This window comes from Vibrio rhizosphaerae, from assembly GCF_024347095.1.
Taxonomy (GTDB): Bacteria; Pseudomonadota; Gammaproteobacteria; order Enterobacterales; family Vibrionaceae; genus Vibrio; species Vibrio rhizosphaerae.
Genome location: NZ_AP024904.1, coordinates 96641 through 118516 on the forward strand (window position 1 = coordinate 96641; position 21876 = coordinate 118516).

The following is a 21876-nucleotide window of genomic DNA, read 5'->3' on the forward strand; positions in this document are numbered from 1 at the left end:
TTAGTTGGGATACACGAAGATTGTTCATTTCAAAAGCTACACAGATGTTACATGAGGTTTTTATTTTGCTTTTACTTTATGTATAACTTATTGAAAGTAATGGGTTAAAGTGTTTTATTGCAACCCCTTAACAGGACGTTCGTTAGCTTGCTTAAAATATGTTAGCTCAGGCTGGCTCGAAGATCAGCAATCGTGATAAATAGTCGGTTTTCTGTATCTTTAAATGCGGTAAACCCATATTGTTCATAAAAGTGTTTTGCGCCGTCTTTTGCATCAACGATAACAACAGGAAACGCGACAGTATCACTGGCAGTCAGTAGTTTGCGAAGAGCGTCGATCAATAACCATTCGCCAAAACCTTTCCCTTGAAAATTGGCATCAACAGCTAAACGAGCAATGAGTCCGCCAGACGTTGATGAGTGGTGCTTTTTCTGTAGTTTATCTGGTAAAGCATTTAGATCAATTGGCGTCATGGTTAAAGTGTAAAATCCAATAATTCTGGATTCATCGTTATCATCTTCCAGAATAAAAGTTCTGGTGTTATCTTTCTTTGCTTGCTGACTCGCCATAACTTTCAGATAGTTATTCAGAGCACTGATACCGCAGTCGAATCGGTTTCTGTTATGTTTAGACTTATCAAGGAGTACCGTATTCATTGTTGAGTCTTATCTTCATAACGTTGAGCCGCAGTTTTCAGTTTTGCATTTGATGTAGCCGGACGGTCGAGTGCATCCATCAATAACATAGCGTCAGCTTGGCTAAGCTTTAGTGTTTCTTCGCGTTCGATAACTTGCATTGCTTTTTCAGTAGCGGCGCTGAGAACGAATGAATTAATACTCGGCATACCGGCAATAGCAGCAGCTTTAGCCAGTAAGTCTTGTGTTTCAACATCGACTCGGGCAGTGATGCGAGGTAGTGTTGCCATAAATAATCTCCCTTTGTGCCAAAATGGCACATCGAATTATGGTATCAAATAGCGAGAAAAGCAACCTGTGTGTCACTTTGGCACATAAACCTAACAAATCACATCAATTGACAGGTATTTTGTAACTGAACTCAGCATTAGCTGCTGCTTGTTGTTTGAGATTTATCATGTTGAAGAAATACAACATGGTGGTGCTATCTATGATGTTGATAATATGAGCGTTGTGGCTCCCAAAATCATAAGAGAACCACTATGGAGATAAGCAATGATACCGTTTAAGAACAGCCTCTCAGAGTATACAGAACGCGCATTTACTCAATTTGTTGAACTTATTTGTGATAATGAATGACCTGAGTCGGAAGAAGATAAACTGGTTCGTCATTGTTGATTGTTCGATGAAGTAATACTTCACTTGATCCAATTAACTACAGAACAGGCGTGCAAGACGGCGATATCTCAGAATTCTGAGTATGGCATTGTGTGTCATGCCTCGAAGCTGGAAGCGGAGACAAATCATAGAGGCAAGAAATAAAAAAGAACCGCGTCGCATTTTACCTTTGAGTCGTGCTAAAACGATGATAAACGGTGTTTTTTGCTGAGTGCTTCTTTTATGCTAGCGCTATTCATCCACAACGAGCCTCAATATTGCGATTATGAAAACATCCCTCGACCATCTGCCTGAATATAAACAGCGTGAGCTGGCGGACATCTCAATGATTCTGCGCGATACACTGGAAGATTATCTGCAAAGTAAGCAGGGCAGTAAGCGTGAGTTCCGCATTCTGAAAATTATTCTGTTCGGCAGCCATGCCAAAGGCAGTTGGGTCAAGGATCCGGTCAATGGTTATATCAGCGATTACGATATTCTGGTGATCGTTAATAAAGCCGCCTTGGTGGAGGATTATGTGGTCTGGCAGCCGGCTGAAGAGCAAATTGATCGTAAAGTGAAATCGGCCCCGTTGGGTTTGATTATCCACGATTTAAAGGAAGTGAACGAACGCTTGCAACAGGGTCACTATTTCTTTAAAGATATTCGCGAAGAGGGCATTGAACTGTTTGCCGCGACGCCGAAACCGTTGGCAATGCCGGGGGATTTGACTGAGGAAGAGCTGCGAGAGATAGCCCGTAAGCATTATGAGCAGTGGTTCAGTAGCGCTTCCCATTCACTGAAGAAATTTTATTTTTCCTTGAAGGAGCTGACTTTGAATGAAGCTTCTTTCGATCTTCATCAGGCAACAGAACGTCTTTTGGCCTGTACACTACTCACTTGTACCAACTACTTGCCGAAGTCTCACAATATCGAGAAACTCGGTAATCTGTGCGCACAGATTGATCCGGCCTTTGCTGAGATTTTCCCGATGGACAACAAATTTCACCGCCGTAGTTTCCGGCGTCTGCAACGGGCGTATATTGATGCGCGTTATTCAGCGCACTACGAAATCACCGAAGAAGAGTTGAATTATTTGGTGGCAGAGGTGCAGCGGTTGCAGGCGTTAACCGAACAGGTTTGTCGGGGGAGGATGGGGGATTGAGTGTTGTATTTTGGTTCTCTTAGCCATCGGCTCTCAGGTTTGACGCACAATCAGCGTCAGTGATTTCAGAGGCATTGGTGTTCTGTGCGCCAGTTACTCTTGCCAAGATGCAAGAGTAACCAGAAAATCTTTTTTGTTTGGCTTGGTCACACGCGTTCCAGAACCGGCTTTTACGGGCGTCCTGCCCGGAAAAGCCTAACCATTCATCCTTGAATGGTTTTCTTGGTTGGGTGGTTGATTTGAATAAAGTGAAACATTGAATCAACGAAGCTCAACTGATCGATGTGCTCAGGGTAAAATTCATGGATGAATTTTAAGCTTTTCGTGAGCAGGAGCGAATAAAAGCGACCCTGATTACGCGCACCGAACTCAAAAAGATGCTTTTGGTTCCTTTTGACATCCATCAAAAGGAACTGGGGCGCAGTCGGAGGTGGTAATGAGATCGGAGAAAGTCATTGCGCACCAAACACCTGCATCACAAGTTTTATCTTCCTAGCCTCCGGCTCTCAGATTTGACGCACAATTGCGTTCCTCAATTTCAGAAACTATGGTGCCCAGTGCGCCAGTTACTCTTGCCAAGATGCAAGAGTAACCAGAAAATCTTTTTTGTTGGGCTTTGGGCGTTAGCTTCTTAACTCACATGACTTGTTCGTTGAGTTAACCAAGCGGACCAAAATAAGCTGGAAAAAAACTGCTCAGCTTCAATGAACCCCGATTCTTCAAGAAGCTTGACTGCTGCTTCATTTGACATAATAGGATCTGCGCCTTTAAGTATTTTCGCCTGCTTACTTTCAACTTCTTCCGGTGAAGCTCCATTTATTCGCCAAAGCTCTCCCCAAGCTTTTAAAAATTGGGGCTTGCTTGCATATGGAAAACGATTTCCAGCCATAATAAAAGGGGCTTTTGGCTTAAGTTTTGCTGCTATATCACTGAGAATCTTTTTCTTTTCATTTATACCGTTTAGGTGGTGTATTACTCCGATTAACATAGCCGCATCAAATTTTTCAATGGTTTCTAGTTCTCTTAAATAGCCCAAATGAAATCTCGTTCTGCTAGTTAGCCCCGCTTTTTCTACTGCATCTATAGAAAGTTGTAACATTGATTCAGAAGGATCTACTGCAGTAAACTTCCATTTTGCCCCTAATTTAGATGCGGCTATAATTTCTTGGGCAGTACCTCCTGCACCAACGACGAGAATATTTGCATCGTTTTCAGCGCCGATAATTGCAGAGAGTAGGCACGCGGACAGGTCGTGACATGCGTCATAACCCGCCAATCCTATTCGGCTTTGAACTGCGTATTCACTTGCTCGCTCGTTATCAAATTTTCTTGCTGACTCGGTCATATGATGAACATCCTTGGTTTAATGAAGCTAACGTCTAATTTAATGGTACATAAACACCACGATTACAAAAAATAAGCGACTTACAACACCAAGAGTACCAGATGTTATATTCATCCATTGAAATTTCTTTCAAACCCTCCCCGTATCAAAGAAGAATTTACAATCTTTCAGGCCAATTTGGGCCTTAATCTTCATCCATACCTTGTTGAAGGTATAAGGGAGTCCATATATTAAACAGCAACATGGCCTAATTGACCCAAATAGTTAATTCGGCTCGATATCCATTCAGCTATTTTCTCTACGTGTTCTTGCGGCATAAAACTATGACGGTAGATATCAAGAATGGCATCTTGCTTGGCACACAAATCTTTAATCATTTTGGTCGCCAGCTTAGGGTTGAGGCCAATATTTTGTGCGAAGATGAGAAAGTCATAGCCGGTGTAGGTACAATGTGACTGATAGCCACTGGTATTGCCATTATCGCCTTCTTCACTAGCGAGCAGAGGTAATGCTAATGGGTTCTCGTTTGCGATGTAGCCTGGATAAGGTGCTATAGATACGTAATCATAGATTGGCGCTAGCCGAATGGCCTCTTGTTCCGGTAGCAGCACACCCATATTTCTAAGGTGCAGGTCATTATTCCCGAGAAAGTAGGCTACGAGTATTCGGTTAAATAACTCTTTCTTAAAGTTTAAGCTGCTGTCTACTTTATTCATTAAGAACTTACAGGCTTGCTCGTAGCTAACGTATCTCTCAGTATCGCCTTTTGTCTTCCCGTACTTGTCACGCACGTCCATTGCGGCATCCAATTGCTCTTGATGAATCGCTTCTTCACCTGCTTTTAAGCGGTCATAGCGCCTAATAATAAATGCGAGTTCACCTGCTTCATTCTGATCATGAAATCGAACTAATCCAAATGGAGGAGTGTCGAAACCGAGGAATTTCATGACTAACATTGTCGCGTGCTCGTTTTCGGCAAGATGAGGAAATTCTTCTGGTGAGGGCTTGAGAATAAATAGCGCTTTATCCGCTACTACCCCTAGCTGATTATCTTCATTGATCGCAAGAGAAAGCTTTGGCTGATAACCGGAAATACTCATGCCTTTTTGTTTCTTTGGCAACTCATTAACAAACTCAGCACGCGAAAAAGGTAATTGAATCTGGAATCTATTCGAACCTAGTAGGGTTTTGATTTCCCCTTTTTTGTACTCGACTTGTTCTCTATTTTGTTCATTGAGCTCATCGAGGCTAATAAGGCTTCTATTGCTCGGATACATGGTCTTCTAATCTCAACAGTTGGACAGCACCAAGTAAATTTTTGCCGTTGGACAAAAGCATACCTAGCGGATCGTTCTCATCAATTTTTTGTAGTTCTGAGTAGCGCTTCTTCAGCCATCCTTCGGGTGCAAGACTCTGGAAAAAAGGGTGTAGCGCTTTACTCTCAAATGGCCCATCTTCTAGGGGCATACTCAGCGATAAGCTACGACCTTTGTAGCTAGGTTCGTATTCGAATGTAAAGCCTTGTTCATTTTGAGACAAAACACCGCAAAACTTTCCGTACAAAAGAACTTTTACTTTTCGATCCATATTTTCATTCCGAGTTCGTTAGCAACGGTTAAAAAGTTCTCTAGTGAAGTCTTACTTGGGTCTTTAAGCATTCGTTTTATCGTTGATCTAGAAATATCCGTCTGCAATTCAAGGTCTTCTAATGAGATAGCTTTCTTTCGTGACTGCATATCATCAATCAGAGTGTCCGTCTCGTAAATTGAGTAACTTGAAATAGGGCGGTTGCTTGAGGCTTCAACATTGCTAAGCATTGCTTCGAAAACTTCGTGAATTTCGGACTCAAGTTTACTTGTAAGATTTCGAAGTTGTAGCACTTTAGGATTCATATTGTTGCCTCTGATGTATCAAATATGAGCCGTATATCGATTTTGTGTAAATATAAGCTCAAAAATAGGCCTTGTAAACCATTGATATGTCATTTTTGACCTTTATACAGTTTTTGGGATTGTAATGGCTCATATTTGAACTTCTAATGCGATTCAATTTGAAAAATTGGAAATTTTATCATCGAGGTATGTGCGTCTACCCTGAAAAAGCATCCGGGGGCGCTTTCAGAGATGCCATTGAAGTTGGGGAAAGTCATTGCGTCCCAAACAACAGACTCACCGTTTATTTCCCCAACCCCGACATCATTCGCCCCCAGAAAATCTACTCATCCACCACCACAATCACGATGAGCTCCCTTGGCCCGTGTGCGCCATAAGCCAGTGTCTGCTGGATATCCGCGGTTTTTGATGGGCCGGAGACTAAAACCACGTTGGTTGGCATCTGTTGGTGCCACTGCTGCGCGATCATCAGCTCCGAGAAACTGTTAAACAGCGTTGATTGACGGATCACGGCTACGTGGCATGGTGGCACCAGTGATAACGTGCGTGGCTGATGGTTATCCGGCCAGAGCACCAGCGCACCGGTATCGGCAATTCCGGCTCGTGCATCGGTCAGCCCGACATCAATGGTGGTGAATAAATCATCTTTCCACTGTTCGATGGTTTGCTGATATTCGGTGATCAGGATGGTTGCCAGCCCTTGGTAAAAATCCTGATGCCATTGTCCGCCGGTGCCGATCGCCGCATGTTGCCAGCCACGTTCTGCGCATAATTGCTCAAGAGTTGCCGTCAGTTGCTGCCGCTCGATAGGGAATACCTGCGCATGGTTGGACTCTAATGCGCTCTGGAAATGGGTCAGCTTTTCCTCGCGACTGAAGTCGTTGGGATGGAAATGCCGGGCAAGTTCTGCCGAGCCATTTTCCAGCGGTGCGGGCTGGGCGGCCTTGAGCCGGTTGAAAATCTGCTGTCTGGCGTTGTTCATGACGACTTACCTCCTTTCTGTGGCTGGTTGGCTCGTTCCTTCATCAATTGATGTAAGGTTTTGGCAGCCGGTTTCGGCGCGGTCCGGCATTGCGTCCACGGACCCAGTTTGGCCGGGATCAAATGGCGCATCTGTCCGGCAAGGCGAGTGCCGATTCGGTAAATGGTCGGGTGGGTCGCCGAATACGCAAAACTGCGCATTGCCAGTTTTTCGGTGGGTTTGTACGCCGACTTCTGGCCGCGCATGGCTTCAAGGCCGGGTTTCGGCGCGTGTTTTGCTTCACGACGCAGGCGCAATAACATGTCGGGAATCGGAATCCGAACCGGGCAGACTTCGCCACAAGCACCGCACAAACTGGAGGCGGTGACCAGATCTTGGGTTGCTTCGAGCCCCATCAGATGCGGGGAAATAATTTTGCCAATCGGACCGGGATAAACCGTGCCGTAGGCATGGCCGCCAATGCGGGTGTAAACCGGACAGTGGTTCATACAGGCACCGCAGCGGATGCATTGCAGCGTTTTGCGTAGCTCTTCATCCCGATAGGCTTGGCTGCGCCCGTTGTCGAGCAGCACCAGATGGACTTCTTGCGGACCGTCTTTCTCACCGGCCTGACGGGGGGAGGTGATCATGTTGAAATAGGTCGTAATCGCCTGACCGGTAGCCGAGCGGGTCAGGGCACTGAATAACGGTGGCACGTCGGTGAGAAATTCCACCACTTTTTCGATCCCGGTGATGGCGATATGGACGTTCGGCACGGTAGTGGACATTCGGCCGTTACCCTCATTTTCCACCAGACACAGAGTGCCGGTTTCAGCGACCGCAAAATTGACACCGGATAAACCGATATCTGCAGTGCGGAACTTTTCCCGCAGCTCGGTACGCCCGGTCTGAATTAAGCGATCCACATCGAGAGTCGGCTGAAAACCGGAGAGGTTATCGCGGAACGTGTCACTGACTTCCTGCTTATTCTTGTGAATCGCGGGCATGATGATATGTGAGGGCTTGTCACCATCGAGCTGAATGATGTACTCACCCATATCACTTTCCAGACAGGTCACGCCGTGCTTGGCCATTTCATGATTGAGTTCAATCTCTTCACTGACCATCGATTTACCCTTGACCATCAGTGACGCCTGATGCTGCGCAGCAATCCCGGCGATAATGGTATTGGCCTGTGCCGCATTGTCGGCCCAATGCACCTGAATACCGTTGTTCTGACAATTGGCTTCCAGTTGTTCCAAGAGTTGCGGCAGTTTACTCAGGCAGCGCTGACGAATCGCTTCCGCCAGATCCCGGGTCTGTTTTTCTTCCTGCGGGTCGGCAAAGGCGGCTTTGCGTTTATCTTTGAGGTAGTCCATCGCACCGCGAAAATTGGCGCGTAGCTGTGGGTCACCCAGTGCCGTTTTGGCCTGTGCATGAAATTGTTGCGGAGAGTCACTCATGAGGATTGCTCCTGTGTCGGCTCAGTGGTGGTTCTTTCCAGTAAGAAGCTCGCCAGATGACGCCCCTGTAGCGTGGCCGGATCGCCTTGCTGATGCTGAAAATCCAGTGCGCCATTGATATTGAGCAGACAGCCCCAGTCGGCACTGACCAGATGATCGGCTTGGGTGGCTTTGATGTGACGGGTTTTATCTTCCACCATCGCTTGAGAAATGTTCGGATGACGCACAGAGAATGTCCCGCCGAAGCCACAACATTCGCTTTCGTAGTCTTGGATTTTCAGCTCAACATGCTCAAGCTGGTTGAGCAGTTGGGTGGCGGTGACATGGACATTCATCTCTCGCCGGGCGGCACAGGAGGTGTGCATCACCACGGAGGTTGCCGGGCCGTGATCCTGCAACTTGACGCGACAGACATGCACCAGAAACTCGGTGAATTCAAACACCCGGTCACAAAAGCGATTGACCATACTTTCCTGTTCGCTGCCTGCAAACAGGCGACGATAATGGTGATGCATCATGCCTCCGCAAGAGCCGGAGAGCACAATCACCGGATAAGGTTCGGGAAACAGTGCGATTTGACTCAGCGCTACGGATTGCGCTTCATCATCATAGCCGGAAGAATAGGCCGGTTGGCCACAACAGGTCTGTTTTGCAACATAAATCACCTCGATGTTTTGCTGCTTAAGCAGGGTGATGGCATCGAGGCCCGCATTGGGGTCGAACAGATCCACCAGACAAGTCGCGTAGAAATAGACTTTGTCTGGTTTCGCTGGGTAAATTCTCATAAGGTTCTCCAGTGAATGCATGAGTAAATAAGGCCATCACCCTCAAAGAAACACGACGTTGGGGGAGTGTCGGTTGGGAAGAAGAGTGATGGCCAATGGGTAATTTTTATCGTTAACTGTCCGTCAGTTTGTTCTATTTCATCAGCGCGTCTGTGGCATGAAAGCCATAAATCACCAGCAATCCGATCAATCCGGTTACGACGAGATAATAGGCCGTTGGGATAATGGTCTTGCGCAAGGTTGCGCCTTCTCTGCCCAACAGGCCGACAGTCGCTGATGCTGCCACGACGTTGTGAATTGCAATCATGTTGCCCGCAGCCGCCCCGACGGCCTGCAAAGCAATCACAATCACGCTTGAAACCGAGAGTGTGTGCGCCACTTCAAACTGAAACTGACTGAACATCATATTTGAGACGGTATTTGAACCGGCGATAAAAGCACCGAGCGCGCCGACTGTGGCACTTAAAGCCGGAAACGCATTGCCGACCAGCCCGGCAGCGAAATCAGCGGTCGTGACCGGCATACTCGCAAGGTCAGCACCGTTGACGCCGGAGTTGATAAAGATCCGCACCATCGGGATGGTAAAGACCAGTACAAATCCGGCTCCGACCAGTGTTTTACTTGATTCACCGAGTGCGCGGATCATCGGGGCCGGATGTCTGGCCTGAATCAAAACGGCAAGCAGTGCCACGAATACCAGAATGCCTCCGGGTAAATACAAAGGCTGGAATGCGGTGCTGACACCGGCTTCGCCGAGAATATTGCTAAACGAGAGATTGAGGCTCTGTAATAGCGCTTTAAAGGCAGGGCTGACCCGGCTGGCGACCAGAATTACCGCAAGCAACAGGTAAGGTGTCCATGCCAGAGTGAGGCTCATCGGATTCGAGCGGATGCTGTTCAGATCCATTTTCAGCGAGCCGAGCCATTCGCCAGGCCATTCTTGCTCAGGGCGGAAATCCCAGACTGTGCGCGGCACGAGGAAGCCTTTTTTCGCCGCAGTGACCACCACCGCGAGTCCGACTAACCCACCGATCAGCGAGGGGAATTCAGGGCCGAGCAGTGCACCGGTCAGCGCGTAAGGGACAGTGAAAGCCAGTCCGGCAAACAGGGCGAATGGCAGAATGTCTAATCCTTCCGTCCAGCTTTTATTTTTGCCAAAAAAGCGCGTCAACATCATTGCCATCAGTACCGGCATCAGGGTGCCGACTGTGGCATGGATCAGTGCCACACTGGTGGTAATCTGCTGTAGATAGCTCTCCCAGCTGGAACCGTGCGCTGTCAGAAGCTGGCTGATATTGTGGCTGTCGAGCCCTTTACTGACACCGACCAGAATCGGGGTGCCGACCGCACCGAAAGACACGGGGGTCGATTGAATCATCATCCCCATCAGCACCGCTGCCAATGCCGGAAAACCAATCGCAACCAGCAGTGGTGCGGCAATGGCCGCAGGTGTGCCGAAGCCCGATGCCCCTTCAATAAATGACCCGAAGCACCAGGCAATAATAATGGTCTGAATGCGTCGATCCGGAGAGATATCGGTAAAACCGTTTCGGATGACGGTAATGGCACCGCTGTGTTTGAGAGTGTTGAGCAGAAAAATTGCGCCGAAGACAATCCAGAGTACCGAAACGGTTATACCCAGCCCCTGTAGTACCGAGGCTAAGACGCGATTGGCAGACATGTCCCAGACGAATAAGGCAATGACAACGGTCAGGCCGAATGCTATCGGCATCGCTTTTTTGGCGGGCCAGTTCAGGCCGACCAACAAAATTGCGGCGACCACAATCGGAGAAAAAGCAAGTAAGGCGAATAATGTTTCACTCATGGAGGCGACTTCCTTATGCGTAGAATAGAGCCATGGGGCGTGGTGACGTTTCATACGTTGAAACCAAGAGCCACATGGGTAGGGGGTTCTACAATTTGTTTTTATTTATGATGTTATTGTTAATTCAGTGTGAATTTAACGCTTTCTTTTTTTGGGATATACGGAAATAATGAAAATGATTGATTCCTAAAATGACATAATCAAATGAGAGCTGATGATCTGATTTTATTTTCTTCCGTGGTTGAACTGGGTAGTTTTAGTCTGGTGGCTGAGAAAAATAACCTTACTAATTCAGTGGTTAGCAAACGTATTGCGCGTCTGGAAAAAGAAATCGGGGCACAGCTGTTGTACCGGACGACCCGTAAACTGACCCTGACAGAAGCGGGAAAAGCCTTGCTTCAGGGTGCAAAAAATGTGAAGCAAGCCACTCAGGAAGCGTTGGATGCCGTGGCGGGGTACGGCGAAAATCTCAGCGGGCATATCCGCATGTCGGTGCCGACGATTTCCGGTGAGTTGCTGTTAGCCGAGGCCGTTGCTGAGTTCTGTCAGATGCATCCGGGACTGACCGTGGATATGTCGCTGGATAATCGCTTCGTGGATCCGATTGGCGAAGGCTATGACTTGGTGATTCGGACCGGATTACTGGAGGACTCGAGTCTGATTGCACGGCACATTATCGATTCGCAATGGGTGGTATGTGCCACGAGCAGTTATATTGCCCGCGCCGGGATACCGTATCAGCCAGAAGACTTGGTCAATCACAATTGTCTTCAGTATGTCTATCAGACCACCGGTGCCAGTGACTGGGAATTTAAAGGGCCGGATGGCAACTATTTATTAAAAGTCTCGGGGAGTTTTTCCAGTGATAATGCCGTGGCTCTGAGAAAGGCGGCACTGAGCGGCTATGGTATTGCCTATCTGCCGCGCTGTCTGGTTTACCCTGATCTGCAGGACGGGTCATTGATTGATCTCTTCCCGCGGCAAGTCGGCAAAAGGCTGGGGGTTTATGCCATCTATCCGTTCACCCGCCAGCCGCCGAATAAAATTCGGTTGTTGATCGAGCATATCCGCGACAGTTATCTCAAGATTGACTACTATTTTTATTAAATCACGATTAGGTATTCAATTACGATTGATGATGAAATGACGATCAGGGATGTGTGCTTTCAGTACAGCAAGCCATGGATATTTGACTTGCTATGTGAATGATTCCTGCGAATATTATAGCTTTGGTGGATTTTTTATTTGGTAATAAACAATAGGAATCATATGACGGTTGACAATGGATTGTTGAAGAATCGGTTTATTTTTTTACTCGCATTTCTCAGCGGCTTTTGCATTATGTCGGTCGAGCTGATGGGAGGGCGGATTCTGGCCCCTTATTTTGGCAGTAGCATCTATGTGTGGGGCAGTATTATCACCATTTTCATGGTGGCTTTGTCGGCGGGCTATCTGTTGGGCGGACAATGGTCGATGCATGCGCCTTCTTTACGCAAATTCAGTTTACTTTATCTGTGCGGTGCGGTGACTTTGTTGCCGCTGGTGTTCTGGGGCGATACCGTCATGGAACAGGTGTTCATCCGGATCATGGATCCACGGTATGGTTCTCTGGTGGCTGCAATGCTGCTGTTTTTCCTGCCGACGTTGATTTTAGGTATGATCTCGCCTTATTCGATCCGCTTGCTGATCAGTGATTCCGGGCGTAGCGGGCAAGTTGCCGGTAAGCTCTATTTTGTCTCGACCTTGGGCAGCGCACTGGGGACGCTCTTGACGTCGTTCTATCTGGTGCTGTGGTTTGAAGTGAATACGATCCTACTGAGTTTGATTGGGATTTTGTGTGCCGGCGGCGTGATTGCCTTTTATGTCCGGTTTCCCCGGGTGGTTGCAGAGGCTTAAAGTGATGTTGAAAAAGATATTATCGGTGCATATCTGGATGCCCGTTGTGATGTTGTTGATTGGTTTTTCCGCCCAGAGTGAAGTGATCTATACCCAGAAGTCGCTTTATCGGGATATTGCGGTGGTCGAGAAAAACGGTTTGCGCTGCTTGGTGTTTGCGCTGGTGAAAGGTGATAGTGTCCAGACGTGCCAGTATCAGGACGAGCATGACCAGCGGTTGGTCTATTCGTACAGTCAGATGGTGATGGGAGGATTGTTACTCAATCCTCAGCCAACACGGATCCTGTTGATTGGACTGGGCGGCGCCTCGATTCCGAATGTCTTAACGCAGCTCTACCCGGATGCTGAAATGGATATTGTGGAATTGGATCCGGGCGTGGTCAAAGTCGCACGGGATTATTTTCACTTCAAAGAAACCCCGCATACATCGGTGGCTGTCGCGGATGGGCGTGTTTTTGTCAAACGTGCGCTGCTGCGGAAGAAAAAATATGACTTCATCATTCTCGATGCGTTTACCGGTGATTACATTCCGGAGCATTTAATGACCCGGGAGTATCTACAGGAAGTGCAACGACTGATGACCGAAGATGGTGTACTGGTGGCAAATACCTGGTCGTCGAGCCGGCTGTATGCGCATGAATCCGAGACATATCGGCAGGTGTTCGGTCCGTTTTTCAATTTCAAAATCAAACAGGAACAAAATTACGGTAACCGGATCATCATTGTCGGTAATGGCAAACAGGCGCTGCCTTCCCGGCAAGTGATGCAGCAACGGGCGAAATCATTGGCCAAGCCGTTGGCACCGTATAATGTACTGATTGATCGCTATCCGGCACTGATGTCCACCAAAGCGGACTGGGATCGCACTGCCCGTCCTTTAACCGATCAGTATTCACCGGCCAATCTGTTGTGATGTCTTGCCATGCTTGATGTAAAACAGGCAGTCTGTACAGACTGCCTGTTCGTTTTTGGCTTGATGCTAAATCAATCCCAGTGATGACAGCACAAAAACCCCGAGAGTGGTGGTGAACAGCGACAACAAGGTTGTCAGCACAATGATATTGGCGGCGAGTGTTGCGTTGCCACCCATGGCGCGCGCCATCACATAGCTTGCCGCCGCCGCCGGGGCGGAGCTGCATAAATAGATAATTCCCAGTTCTGCGCCCCGGAACCCACAGACCCACGCGCCGAAGGTGATCAGAATCGGACAGGCAAGGAGTTTGAATGCCGTTGCTGACCATGCCGGCGCTTTATCATGATTGAGTTGACGAATATCCAGTGAGCCGCCACCGCAAATCAGAGCTAATGGCAGGGTCATATCGGCGAAATATTGTCCGGCTGTCCCGGCGATATCCGGCAGGGTCAGATTGAGACGGGAGAAAGCGAGCCCTGATAAGATAGCGATAATCAGCGGATTTTTCGTCAGGGTTTTGATCACGATGACCAGTGCTTTCATCCCGGATTGTTTGCCCTTCGGGGTAAGCGTGAACACCGCCTGTACATTAAACAGCAGCGTCAGCGCTGCCACGTAAAGAGCGGCCTGTGCCAAGCCGTCAGACCCATATGCGTTGGTAATTAAAGCCAGCCCGATAATCGCACTATTACCGCGAAACGCGCCTTGAATGATGACGCCTTGATCCGCTGCGCGCTTGAAATAATATTTGACCACCAGTGTGATCAACAGAAAAAAGGCAAAATTAGAGGCAACCCCATACTGCACCAATGAGCCACCACGCGTGATGTCATGTGGTGAGTTGGCAATACTCAGAAAGAGCAGTGCCGGGAGCGTGATCTTAAATACCAGACGCGATGCCACCTCGATAAAATGATCATCAATGAGCTGACTGCGACGGAAATAGATTCCTAAAAAGAGCATCAGGCAGATCGGGCCGGTCACTGACAGAGAAAATTGCAGTTGTTGTAGTAGTAAATCCATAACGCTCCTGATTGAAAAATAAAGCTATGATTCATGCTCTCTGGCATGATGACCACCGAATGGCCGGCCGATGAACGAAATTGGTATCATTTTTACTGGGACAACCGCTTTTATTGACTCGCGTAACAGAACCAAGATATGGGTTATGTCATTAATTGTTATGTCGCTTATTGCTTACTTGATTCAATAATGACTCACAACGGTTTGTCATGGATGGGCGTCTCATTTTGACCTTTTCCATCCGCGTTGTTGAAGTTTTAAAAAAGCCCAAATCAAAAGGAAGTCTAATGAATAAAAACGATAATGTCCCTCTCCCCGCGAATACGAGAGAATGGTTTTTTAACCGTAATAGTATCATCATCCTCGCGGATATCCTGCTGTTTCTGCTGCTTTATTTTAACCTGCCGTTCCAGCCTGATGTGGTGTTGGGGATTAGTCTGCTCGCATTCATTGCGGTGTTATGGTTAACCGAAGCATTGCACGTTACCGTGACTGCCATTCTGGTGCCGGTGATCTCGGTGTTGTTTGGTGTATTTGATACCACCACCGCGCTGAGCTATTTTTCCAATCCGATTATTTATCTGTTTCTGGGGGGCTTTGCGTTAGCCGCAGCCATGCACCGGCAGGGATTGGATAAAGTGGTCGCCGATAAGGTGCTCTTGATGGCGAGAGGCCGAATGAGTGTCGCGGTTTTCATGCTGTTTATCGTCACTGCGGTCATTTCGATGTGGATTAGCAATACTGCAACCACCGCGATGATGCTGCCACTGGTACTGGGTATTCTGAGTAAAGTTGATGCAGACAAAGGCCATAAAACTTATGTGTTCGTGCTGTTAGGGATTGCGTATAGCGCCAGTATCGGTGGGATTGCGACTGTAGTCGGCAGCCCGCCGAATGCGATAGCCGCTGCTCAGGTGGGGTTAACATTTATTGACTGGATGAAGTTTGGTTTGCCCACGTCGATTGCAATGCTGCCGGTGATGATTGTGATTCTCTATTTGTTGCTCAAACCGGATTTGTCCGGCCATTTTGAATTGAACCACGAACCGGTTGACTGGGATAAAGGCAAGGTGGTGACGCTCGGAATCTTTGCGCTGGTGGTGTTCTTCTGGGTGTTCAGTAAACCGATCAACGCGATGCTGGGTGGATTTAAATCGTTTGATACCATCATTGCACTCAGTGCGATTATTCTGGTGAGTTTCGCTCGGGTCGTCCATTGGAAAGATATTGAAAAAACCGCAGACTGGGGGGTGTTGTTACTGTTCGGCGGCGGTATCTGTCTCAGTAATGTTCTCAAGCAGACCGGCACCAGCGTATTTATTGCGCACGAGCTGAGCAGTCTGATTTCGAACCTCGGACTGCTATGGATCGTGGTGATTATCGCAACATTTGTAGTGTTCCTGACCGAGTTCGCCAGTAATACCGCCAGTGCCGCATTGCTGATCCCGGTGTTTGCCAGCGTCGCGGAAGCGTTCGGTGTTTCACCGGTTCTGCTCTCGGTGTTAATTGCGGTCGCGGCATCCTGTGCATTTATGTTACCGGTGGCAACTCCGCCCAACGCGATTGTGTTTGCCTCGGGTCATATTCAGCAGTCGGAGATGATGCGAGCCGGTATCTACTTAAATATCGCCTGTATTATTCTGCTCACGTTGATCGCGGTGTTCTTCTGGTAAGGGGCGCTATCAGACGGATTCCGGCTGATGATTCAGGTCGGCACAGTCAAGGGTGCTGAATGCGCCCTTGATTATACTTCACTCTATTTCAAGTGGTTCTCACTTTAAGCGGTTCTCGTCGTTTGGTGAGAACGCCTGCGTCTCGTTTTAATACTGACTACCTAAGTCCTGATCACTCTGTGAGCCGGTGAGCATACGGGTTAATTCTTCGCAGCGAATGATCTGGCCGTCAGCAACGGTAAAGTGTGCCAGCACTTCAAATATCGCATATGTACCATCTGCTTTCTCTGCCGTCACCTGATGGTGAGTCAAAACCGTATTACCCTCAGAGGCCGCTGCGAGCACCGTGAGCGAGATCTGCTTTGTTTGTTGTTTGAGTAATGCCAGATGATTGATGAAGTGATTGAAATCCAAATGTTCTCCATTCACAACCTGATGATAATGCTCAGAAAAATAGGTTCTGATGATGTGTATTTCATGCTCGGGGTGGGTCATCACGTCTGTTAATGCATGTAGCACTAGTTGGCGAGTATTCATGTTTTTAACCTTTTTGTTGGGGAGTCAAAACAAGATACAGGACAGATCAATGGTATGATTATCGATACTTTGCCATATTATATGGCTAATCGGCCATATGGATGGATATCAACATGATGGATGTCGCCCCTCTCAATCACAGACAACGGCACGAAACGCCGTGGCATGCGCACCCAACCGGCCAGCTTTACTGGTTACAGCGCGGCATGATCATCATTGAAACGGACACCGCCCAATGGCCGATCACACCCGGTTCCGTGGGGTGGATTCCCGAACACTGCTCACACAAGGCGACCATATTAGCTGCGGTGCAGGGGTTCATTCTGCATTTTGATGCGGCGGATGCGGTTGAATTCCCTCAATTACCCGGCGTGTATGGGGTCAACCCTTTTTTGAGCGCTCTGATGGACCGGGCAACGCGTTTAACGGCGGCTGATTATCCACCGGATTATTTCTCGCATTGGCTGGTGTTATTCGGCTATGAACTGATGAGATTGCAGCGGTTGCCTGTCGGATTACCGTTACCTTCAGACCGACGGGCCAGACGCATCGCAGATCAACTGCTCAACAGTCCTTCCACCGATTTGACCCAAGCGCAACTGGCCGCCCACAGCGGCGTGAGTGTGCGCACACTGAGCCGTATTTTTATCCGAGAAACCGGGCTGACGTTTAGCCAATGGCGTCAACAGTCGAAACTGGTCATCTCGCTCAAGTGGTTGCTGGCCGGTTGCACAATCAGCGATGTCGCAGAGCGTAGCGGCTATGGCAATGTCAGCGCCTATATTGAGGTATTCCGGCATCGTTTTGGCGAAACTCCGGGAAAATTTCAGGCAAAGTTGGGTTAGACAGAGGAACTAATTTTTTAAGTGGAGCCTAAAAGATAATAAATATAATTCTGCCATTCCATCTAGTCAGCCTTTAGATCTCAAAGTCAGTACGTTGGCGAAGATGTCCATGAGCTGAGGGAGAAAGATCATTCCCTTTAAACTGTCTTTTCAAATTCTTAGCCGCAACTAAGGTCGAACCTGAACCAAAAAATGGGTCAACCACCATTTCTCCTTCTCTACTACTCTGAGCTATGAGCACTTCAAGAAGGTTTACTGGTTTTTCAGTTGGATATCCTCTATATACCCGCTTATGGGTTAATATATCGGGCACTCCTAAATCATTGAGTTTTCTCTTACCCTTTTCAAAAAATAATATGTACTCATGTCGAGCGCGGTAATGATAGCCCATACCAATACTAACCTTGTCCCAGATGATCGGTTTCCAAAATTTGAATCCGACTTTTTCCGCAATCGGCTTAATGGCAAACATAGTTTCTTGGTCACAGAAAAGGTAAAAATGAGAGTGGTTCTTAAGCACACGATAGATCTCACTAAGTAACTCTTCAAACCTATCGTTAGGGAATATCTCAAACCATTGGTTGCTTGACGACTTACTAACCTTAAGTCGAGTTGTTGTACCAATTTTTCTGTGTTTTTCTAAAGATTCATAAGGGGGATCGGTTATTAATAGATCAACGCTCGCTGTATCGAGCGTTGACAACCATTTAACTGCATCATCTTGGAATAAATTCATCAGATTTCTATACAAGACTACTGCACGTTTTCCCATTCATATAGGTTTGAGATTGCATCCCCCTATCTAGTCGACGACAATCTATACAGTAGCTTTGGTATCCTTCAGGGTTTCGGGCGGTCACTCTAGCAGGTGTTTTACCAAAGGACGATGGATATGGATGGAAAACGTGCTCTAAGCCATTTGCATCAGAACAATGAGGACAGGACTTAAATTTTTGGCCTGTGTGGGGATCTTTCTTATGTATCATCCCTATGTTCAAACTTTTATTACAACAACTGCACGTCATGTAAATTTCCTCTTTAGCATCATTAAATCATTATGATGTCAGATGCTTATAAAGAAAACAGTGAGGAAAGCAACAAAGATCGTTTTAGCTAGATAGTCTTGATAACTATCTAGTCCCTACAGATACAGCACAACATGTTTCTGCTGAATTGCGCTGAGTGAATGAAACCAAGCATTGTCTTCGGGGAATCTGACCGAACTATTTTGCTCTTGCGTCAGACACTGGCCGTAAGCTTTGTCCCATTGAGTGAGTGCTTGAACACTATTGACCCGATGCGCACAACCACCCATCAACAGCATGATGAATAGATAAACAAGGCTATAACGCAGCTTCACTGATACATCTCCAGAATTCTCCTTCTTTTCCGCCAGTATACCAACTCATGGGTTCTGCAACAGAACGGATTCTATAGCGAACGATTTTCGGCACAGAGCCCATAGCATCGCCAAATGTTTGCCAGTCATATTGGTAAATCCAATGCACCAATACCGGGTTTGACAACCTGCTGCCGATTGGCTTTAAATACCTGAAACGGGTGGGGATGAACGGGTGAGTGATGAAATTTTGTGATGAAGCGTTGGGGCCGCCAATTATTGCCTATGCCCATAATTATTCTCACGGGGACGTGGAAGCGCCTCATATTCATCAGTGTGCCCAGTTTTTACATGCTCTCAATGGGGTGATTCGTGTCGATACCCAAGCGGGCGCGTGGGTGGTGACGGCGAATAAAGGGTTGTGGATCCCGGCAGGGGTTTCTCATAGTCTGCGAATTACCGGCGATGTGCGCGTTCGCACACTGTTTGTCGATCCGATGGCGCGGGCCGATCTGCCGAATACCTGTGTGTTATCGACGGTCTCCCCGTTGCTGACCTGCTTAATTGTTGAAGCGGTTGTTCTCCCGGATGTCCGTATGGCAGGCACCCGGGAAGAACGTATTTTTGAATTGATTCTGGACGAATTACGTCGTTTGAATCCCATCGATTTTTATTTGCCTCATCCGAGTTCTGAAGCGTTGATCACGCTCTGCCGCAATCTCTCGGAGCGTCTCTCCCATCCGTGGACGGCTTCTGATGCCGCCAAATCGCTCGGTCAGAGTGAGAGAACGGTATCCCGTCGCTTTCAGCAAGAGTTGGGATTAACCTTTACCGAATGGTTACGTCAGAAGCGTTTGCTCCACGCGTTAGAACTGTTAGCCAGCGGCTGTAGCGTGTTAGATACCGCTTTAGCGATTGGCTATGACAGCCCGAGTGCATTCAGCGCCATGTTTAAAAGCCGCACCGGGTTGTCACCGAGTGAATATTGCCCGCCGATCCTGCCTGTGGCGCGTGAGTGAGCGCGCTGATGTGGATGCCTGACCTAGCTCGCCTGTATGAGCTGTGCATAGGCGTTCAACAATGCCTGGAGTGAGGCTTTGGTGGCATCTTCTTCAATGGCGACGCCAAAAATACTCACATTCGACCTTGCAGACTGCAACTGAACATAACTCGCGGCTTTACTGTGGGTTTGGGTGCCCAGCGTATGTTCGTGGTAATCGACCACATTGGCCTGACAGTCAAATTGCTCCATTAATCCGGTTAATAAGGCCGACATCAAACCGATACCACTGCCGACACAGATGATCTCTTGCTCGCAGTAACGGATCTGTGCCTCAATCTGTTGCCCGTCTGCGGCGGGGTGGGTGTGATAGCGTTGCAGGCTCATCACCGGCTGGTGAACTAAGCCATAAGCGGTGCGGAACAGTTGCCATAACTCGGCAATGTTCATTTCGCGCCCGGTGCTGTCGGTATGCTGTTTGACCCGTTGGCTTAAATCGACCTGAAGCATTTTGGGCAGGTGCAAGCCGTGATTTTGTTGTAGTAACCATGCTGCCCCGCTTTTTCCGGACTGGCTGTTGACCCGAATTACTTCTTCATAAGTGCATCCCAGATCCATCGGGTCGATAGGTAAATAGGGGATATTCCAGTGGCTGGGTGAGGAGCTTTGAGCGTGGGCAAATCCCTTTTTGATTGCATCTTGGTGAGAGCCGGAAAACGCGGTAAACACCAGTCTGCCCGCGTAAGGATGGCGCGGATGCACCGGCAGCTCGTTACACTGTTCGACCAGTTCAACCGTCTGTTGAATGTCGTCGAAGCGTAATTGTGGGTCGATCCCTTGTGAGTAGAGATTTAAAGCCAGTGTCACCAAATCAACATTGCCGGTGCGTTCCCCGTTGCCGAATAAACAGCCTTCGACCCGTGTCGCCCCGGCGAGCATTGCCAGTTCAGCACTGGCCACCCCGGTACCGCGATCATTATGCGGATGGACACTGACAGTGACATGATCCAGAGAATCAAAGTTGTTGATGAAGTGTTCGATTTGATCGGCAAACACATTGGGCGTGTTGCGTTCCACTGTGGTTGGCAGGTTGATAATCAATGGCCGTGACGCACACGGTTGCCATACTGCGGCCACAGCCTGACAGATTTCAAGCGCAAATTCCGGCTCGGTAAAGTTAAATGTTTCCGGTGAGTATTCCAGCGTCCAGAGCGTTTCAGGATGCTGTTGACACAAGTCCCGGATCTGCTGTGCCCCTTTAACTGCCAGTGCTAAAGTGGCTGCTTGATCTTGGTTGAACACTATCTCGCGAAAAGCGGGCGCGGTGGCGTTGTATAAGTGAACAATCGCCTTGGAAGCACCGATCAGCGATTCGATGGTTCGCTCAATCAGATCCGGTCTGGATTGGGTGATGACCTGAATGGTGACATCATCAGGAATCAAGGCGTTGTCGATCAGTTGGCGGACAAAGTCGAAATCTGTTTGAGAGGCGGAGGGAAATGCCACTTCAATTTCTGTGAAGCCACACGCAACCAGATGGTCAAAAAACTTCAGTTTCTTTTCGATATTCATCGGGTTCGCCAGCGATTGATTACCATCTCTTAAATCGGTCGAGCACCAACGGGGAGCTTGTATTAACTGTTTTGACGGCCATGTTCTTTGCGGAAACGGGATCACCGGTGCCGGTGTGTATTTGTCTGCGGGGGTGGCTAACATATTGAATTGATCCATCGGTTTGAAAAAGGAATATTCATGCTAGAAGGGTTGGCTGAGGATATCTCAATAGAAGCTGACAAAAATCGTCGGGTTTTGGACAAAACAGTCACCTCAATTTTTAATTTTCCCAGTCTTCGGCTCTGATTTTTGACGCACAATCAGGCTTATAGATTTCAGAGGCTGGCTCGAATTACGCATATGATAAG

The 21876-nt window shown here is 48.0% G+C and carries 23 protein-coding genes; 8 read left to right on the forward strand and 15 right to left on the reverse strand.

What is annotated here, in order from left to right; all coding sequences use genetic code 11:
- Positions 1 to 161: 161 nt before the first annotated feature.
- Both OCV37_RS15640 and OCV37_RS15645 read right to left on the reverse strand, forming a co-directional pair.
- Complete coding sequence (locus tag OCV37_RS15640; protein ID WP_038181627.1) at positions 162 to 656, reverse strand: GNAT family N-acetyltransferase; 495 nt, start codon at positions 654 to 656, stop codon at positions 162 to 164.
- Complete coding sequence (locus tag OCV37_RS15645; RefSeq protein WP_038181625.1) at positions 653 to 925, reverse strand: type II toxin-antitoxin system TacA family antitoxin; 273 nt, start codon at positions 923 to 925, stop codon at positions 653 to 655. The genes OCV37_RS15640 and OCV37_RS15645 overlap by 4 nt, the downstream gene beginning before the upstream one ends.
- Positions 926 to 1076: 151 nt before the next feature.
- Between OCV37_RS15645 and OCV37_RS19830 the strand changes: the two genes are divergently transcribed.
- Complete coding sequence (locus OCV37_RS19830) at positions 1077 to 1187, forward strand: hypothetical protein (RefSeq protein WP_342665181.1); 111 nt, start codon at positions 1077 to 1079, stop codon at positions 1185 to 1187.
- A 391-nt stretch (positions 1188 to 1578) separates the two neighbouring features.
- On the forward strand, positions 1579 to 2457 hold the full coding sequence (locus tag OCV37_RS15650) for a HEPN domain-containing protein (RefSeq protein ID WP_261888159.1): 879 nt from the start codon (positions 1579 to 1581) through the stop codon (positions 2455 to 2457).
- Between the two features lie 631 nt (positions 2458 to 3088).
- Here the strand turns inward: OCV37_RS15650 and OCV37_RS15655 are convergent.
- From OCV37_RS15655 to OCV37_RS15690, 8 genes are all read right to left on the reverse strand, one after another.
- The gene (locus tag OCV37_RS15655) at positions 3089 to 3802 is read right to left on the reverse strand and encodes an SAM-dependent methyltransferase (RefSeq protein ID WP_038180117.1); all 714 of its coding nucleotides are present in this window, start codon (positions 3800 to 3802) and stop codon (positions 3089 to 3091) included.
- Between the two features lie 230 nt (positions 3803 to 4032).
- Positions 4033 to 5079, reverse strand: a complete 1047-nt coding sequence (locus OCV37_RS15660) for a type II toxin-antitoxin system HipA family toxin (protein ID WP_038180120.1) — start codon at positions 5077 to 5079, stop codon at positions 4033 to 4035.
- Complete coding sequence (locus OCV37_RS15665) at positions 5063 to 5389, reverse strand: HipA N-terminal domain-containing protein (protein WP_038180122.1); 327 nt, start codon at positions 5387 to 5389, stop codon at positions 5063 to 5065. The genes OCV37_RS15660 and OCV37_RS15665 overlap by 17 nt, the downstream gene beginning before the upstream one ends.
- Positions 5374 to 5694 (reverse strand): helix-turn-helix domain-containing protein, encoded by a 321-nt coding sequence (locus OCV37_RS15670; RefSeq protein WP_038180123.1) that lies wholly within the window; start codon positions 5692 to 5694, stop codon positions 5374 to 5376. The genes OCV37_RS15665 and OCV37_RS15670 overlap by 16 nt, the downstream gene beginning before the upstream one ends.
- A 322-nt stretch (positions 5695 to 6016) precedes the next feature.
- Entirely contained in the window at positions 6017 to 6676 is a 660-nt protein-coding gene (locus OCV37_RS15675) for a LutC/YkgG family protein (protein WP_038180125.1), read from the reverse strand.
- Complete coding sequence (locus OCV37_RS15680; RefSeq protein ID WP_038180127.1) at positions 6673 to 8118, reverse strand: LutB/LldF family L-lactate oxidation iron-sulfur protein; 1446 nt, start codon at positions 8116 to 8118, stop codon at positions 6673 to 6675. The genes OCV37_RS15675 and OCV37_RS15680 overlap by 4 nt, the downstream gene beginning before the upstream one ends.
- Positions 8115 to 8903 carry a (Fe-S)-binding protein gene (locus tag OCV37_RS15685; RefSeq protein ID WP_038180129.1) on the reverse strand — a complete coding sequence of 263 codons (789 nt, stop codon included), beginning with the start codon at positions 8901 to 8903 and terminating at the stop codon, positions 8115 to 8117. The genes OCV37_RS15680 and OCV37_RS15685 overlap by 4 nt, the downstream gene beginning before the upstream one ends.
- A gap of 133 nt (positions 8904 to 9036) precedes the next feature.
- The gene (locus OCV37_RS15690; RefSeq protein WP_038180132.1) at positions 9037 to 10728 is read right to left on the reverse strand and encodes an L-lactate permease; all 1692 of its coding nucleotides are present in this window, start codon (positions 10726 to 10728) and stop codon (positions 9037 to 9039) included.
- A 204-nt stretch (positions 10729 to 10932) separates the two neighbouring features.
- Here OCV37_RS15690 and OCV37_RS15695 point away from each other — a divergent pair, with 204 nt between their 5' ends.
- From OCV37_RS15695 to OCV37_RS15705, 3 genes are all read left to right on the forward strand, one after another.
- The gene (locus tag OCV37_RS15695) at positions 10933 to 11835 is read left to right on the forward strand and encodes a LysR family transcriptional regulator (protein WP_038180135.1); all 903 of its coding nucleotides are present in this window, start codon (positions 10933 to 10935) and stop codon (positions 11833 to 11835) included.
- A gap of 162 nt (positions 11836 to 11997) precedes the next feature.
- On the forward strand, positions 11998 to 12624 hold the full coding sequence (locus OCV37_RS15700; protein ID WP_051680458.1) for a fused MFS/spermidine synthase: 627 nt from the start codon (positions 11998 to 12000) through the stop codon (positions 12622 to 12624).
- Between the two features lie 4 nt (positions 12625 to 12628).
- The gene (locus tag OCV37_RS15705) at positions 12629 to 13537 is read left to right on the forward strand and encodes a spermidine synthase (protein WP_038180310.1); all 909 of its coding nucleotides are present in this window, start codon (positions 12629 to 12631) and stop codon (positions 13535 to 13537) included.
- Between the two features lie 66 nt (positions 13538 to 13603).
- On the opposite strand, the gene OCV37_RS15710 is transcribed toward OCV37_RS15705, so the two are convergent.
- Positions 13604 to 14560, reverse strand: a complete 957-nt coding sequence (locus OCV37_RS15710; RefSeq protein ID WP_038180144.1) for an AEC family transporter — start codon at positions 14558 to 14560, stop codon at positions 13604 to 13606.
- 287 nt (positions 14561 to 14847) lie between these two features.
- Here OCV37_RS15710 and OCV37_RS15715 point away from each other — a divergent pair, with 287 nt between their 5' ends.
- Positions 14848 to 16233 (forward strand): SLC13 family permease, encoded by a 1386-nt coding sequence (locus OCV37_RS15715; protein ID WP_038180147.1) that lies wholly within the window; start codon positions 14848 to 14850, stop codon positions 16231 to 16233.
- A 147-nt stretch (positions 16234 to 16380) separates the two neighbouring features.
- Here OCV37_RS15715 and OCV37_RS15720 read toward each other — a convergent pair whose 3' ends face one another.
- Positions 16381 to 16770, reverse strand: a complete 390-nt coding sequence (locus OCV37_RS15720) for a nuclear transport factor 2 family protein (protein ID WP_038180149.1) — start codon at positions 16768 to 16770, stop codon at positions 16381 to 16383.
- 113 nt (positions 16771 to 16883) lie between these two features.
- Here OCV37_RS15720 and OCV37_RS15725 point away from each other — a divergent pair, with 113 nt between their 5' ends.
- Positions 16884 to 17615 (forward strand): helix-turn-helix transcriptional regulator, encoded by a 732-nt coding sequence (locus OCV37_RS15725; RefSeq protein ID WP_038180150.1) that lies wholly within the window; start codon positions 16884 to 16886, stop codon positions 17613 to 17615.
- Positions 17616 to 17688: 73 nt separating this feature from the next.
- Here the strand turns inward: OCV37_RS15725 and OCV37_RS15730 are convergent, their stop codons facing one another.
- Positions 17689 to 18351, reverse strand: coding sequence for a DNA-methyltransferase (locus OCV37_RS15730; protein WP_038180152.1), 663 nt, complete (start codon positions 18349 to 18351; stop codon positions 17689 to 17691).
- 405 nt (positions 18352 to 18756) lie between these two features.
- Positions 18757 to 18975 carry a hypothetical protein gene (locus OCV37_RS15735; protein ID WP_157634935.1) on the reverse strand — a complete coding sequence of 73 codons (219 nt, stop codon included), beginning with the start codon at positions 18973 to 18975 and terminating at the stop codon, positions 18757 to 18759.
- 221 nt (positions 18976 to 19196) lie between these two features.
- Between OCV37_RS15735 and OCV37_RS15740 the strand changes: the two genes are divergently transcribed.
- Positions 19197 to 19973, forward strand: coding sequence for an AraC family transcriptional regulator (locus OCV37_RS15740; RefSeq protein WP_038180155.1), 777 nt, complete (start codon positions 19197 to 19199; stop codon positions 19971 to 19973).
- Between the two features lie 23 nt (positions 19974 to 19996).
- Here the strand turns inward: OCV37_RS15740 and leuA are convergent, their stop codons facing one another.
- Positions 19997 to 21670, reverse strand: coding sequence for a 2-isopropylmalate synthase (leuA, locus tag OCV37_RS15745; protein WP_038180312.1), 1674 nt, complete (start codon positions 21668 to 21670; stop codon positions 19997 to 19999).
- Between the last annotated feature and the right edge of the window lie 206 nt (positions 21671 to 21876).

Coding starts and splice junctions, on each gene's coding strand:
- OCV37_RS15640 (WP_038181627.1), bottom strand. CDS start 656: ATGAATACGGTACTCCTTGATAAGTCTAAACATAACAGAAACCGATTC.
- OCV37_RS15645 (WP_038181625.1), bottom strand. CDS start 925: ATGGCAACACTACCTCGCATCACTGCCCGAGTCGATGTTGAAACACAA.
- OCV37_RS15650 (WP_261888159.1), top strand. CDS start 1,579: ATGAAAACATCCCTCGACCATCTGCCTGAATATAAACAGCGTGAGCTG.
- OCV37_RS15655 (WP_038180117.1), bottom strand. CDS start 3,802: ATGACCGAGTCAGCAAGAAAATTTGATAACGAGCGAGCAAGTGAATAC.
- OCV37_RS15660 (WP_038180120.1), bottom strand. CDS start 5,079: ATGTATCCGAGCAATAGAAGCCTTATTAGCCTCGATGAGCTCAATGAA.
- OCV37_RS15665 (WP_038180122.1), bottom strand. CDS start 5,389: ATGGATCGAAAAGTAAAAGTTCTTTTGTACGGAAAGTTTTGCGGTGTT.
- OCV37_RS15670 (WP_038180123.1), bottom strand. CDS start 5,694: ATGAATCCTAAAGTGCTACAACTTCGAAATCTTACAAGTAAACTTGAG.
- OCV37_RS15675 (WP_038180125.1), bottom strand. CDS start 6,676: ATGAACAACGCCAGACAGCAGATTTTCAACCGGCTCAAGGCCGCCCAG.
- OCV37_RS15680 (WP_038180127.1), bottom strand. CDS start 8,118: ATGAGTGACTCTCCGCAACAATTTCATGCACAGGCCAAAACGGCACTG.
- OCV37_RS15685 (WP_038180129.1), bottom strand. CDS start 8,903: ATGAGAATTTACCCAGCGAAACCAGACAAAGTCTATTTCTACGCGACT.
- OCV37_RS15690 (WP_038180132.1), bottom strand. CDS start 10,728: ATGAGTGAAACATTATTCGCCTTACTTGCTTTTTCTCCGATTGTGGTC.
- OCV37_RS15695 (WP_038180135.1), top strand. CDS start 10,933: ATGAGAGCTGATGATCTGATTTTATTTTCTTCCGTGGTTGAACTGGGT.
- OCV37_RS15700 (WP_051680458.1), top strand. CDS start 11,998: ATGACGGTTGACAATGGATTGTTGAAGAATCGGTTTATTTTTTTACTC.
- OCV37_RS15705 (WP_038180310.1), top strand. CDS start 12,629: ATGTTGAAAAAGATATTATCGGTGCATATCTGGATGCCCGTTGTGATG.
- OCV37_RS15710 (WP_038180144.1), bottom strand. CDS start 14,560: ATGGATTTACTACTACAACAACTGCAATTTTCTCTGTCAGTGACCGGC.
- OCV37_RS15715 (WP_038180147.1), top strand. CDS start 14,848: ATGAATAAAAACGATAATGTCCCTCTCCCCGCGAATACGAGAGAATGG.
- OCV37_RS15720 (WP_038180149.1), bottom strand. CDS start 16,770: ATGAATACTCGCCAACTAGTGCTACATGCATTAACAGACGTGATGACC.
- OCV37_RS15725 (WP_038180150.1), top strand. CDS start 16,884: ATGATGGATGTCGCCCCTCTCAATCACAGACAACGGCACGAAACGCCG.
- OCV37_RS15730 (WP_038180152.1), bottom strand. CDS start 18,351: ATGAATTTATTCCAAGATGATGCAGTTAAATGGTTGTCAACGCTCGAT.
- OCV37_RS15740 (WP_038180155.1), top strand. CDS start 19,197: ATGAAATTTTGTGATGAAGCGTTGGGGCCGCCAATTATTGCCTATGCC.
- leuA (WP_038180312.1), bottom strand. CDS start 21,670: ATGTTAGCCACCCCCGCAGACAAATACACACCGGCACCGGTGATCCCG.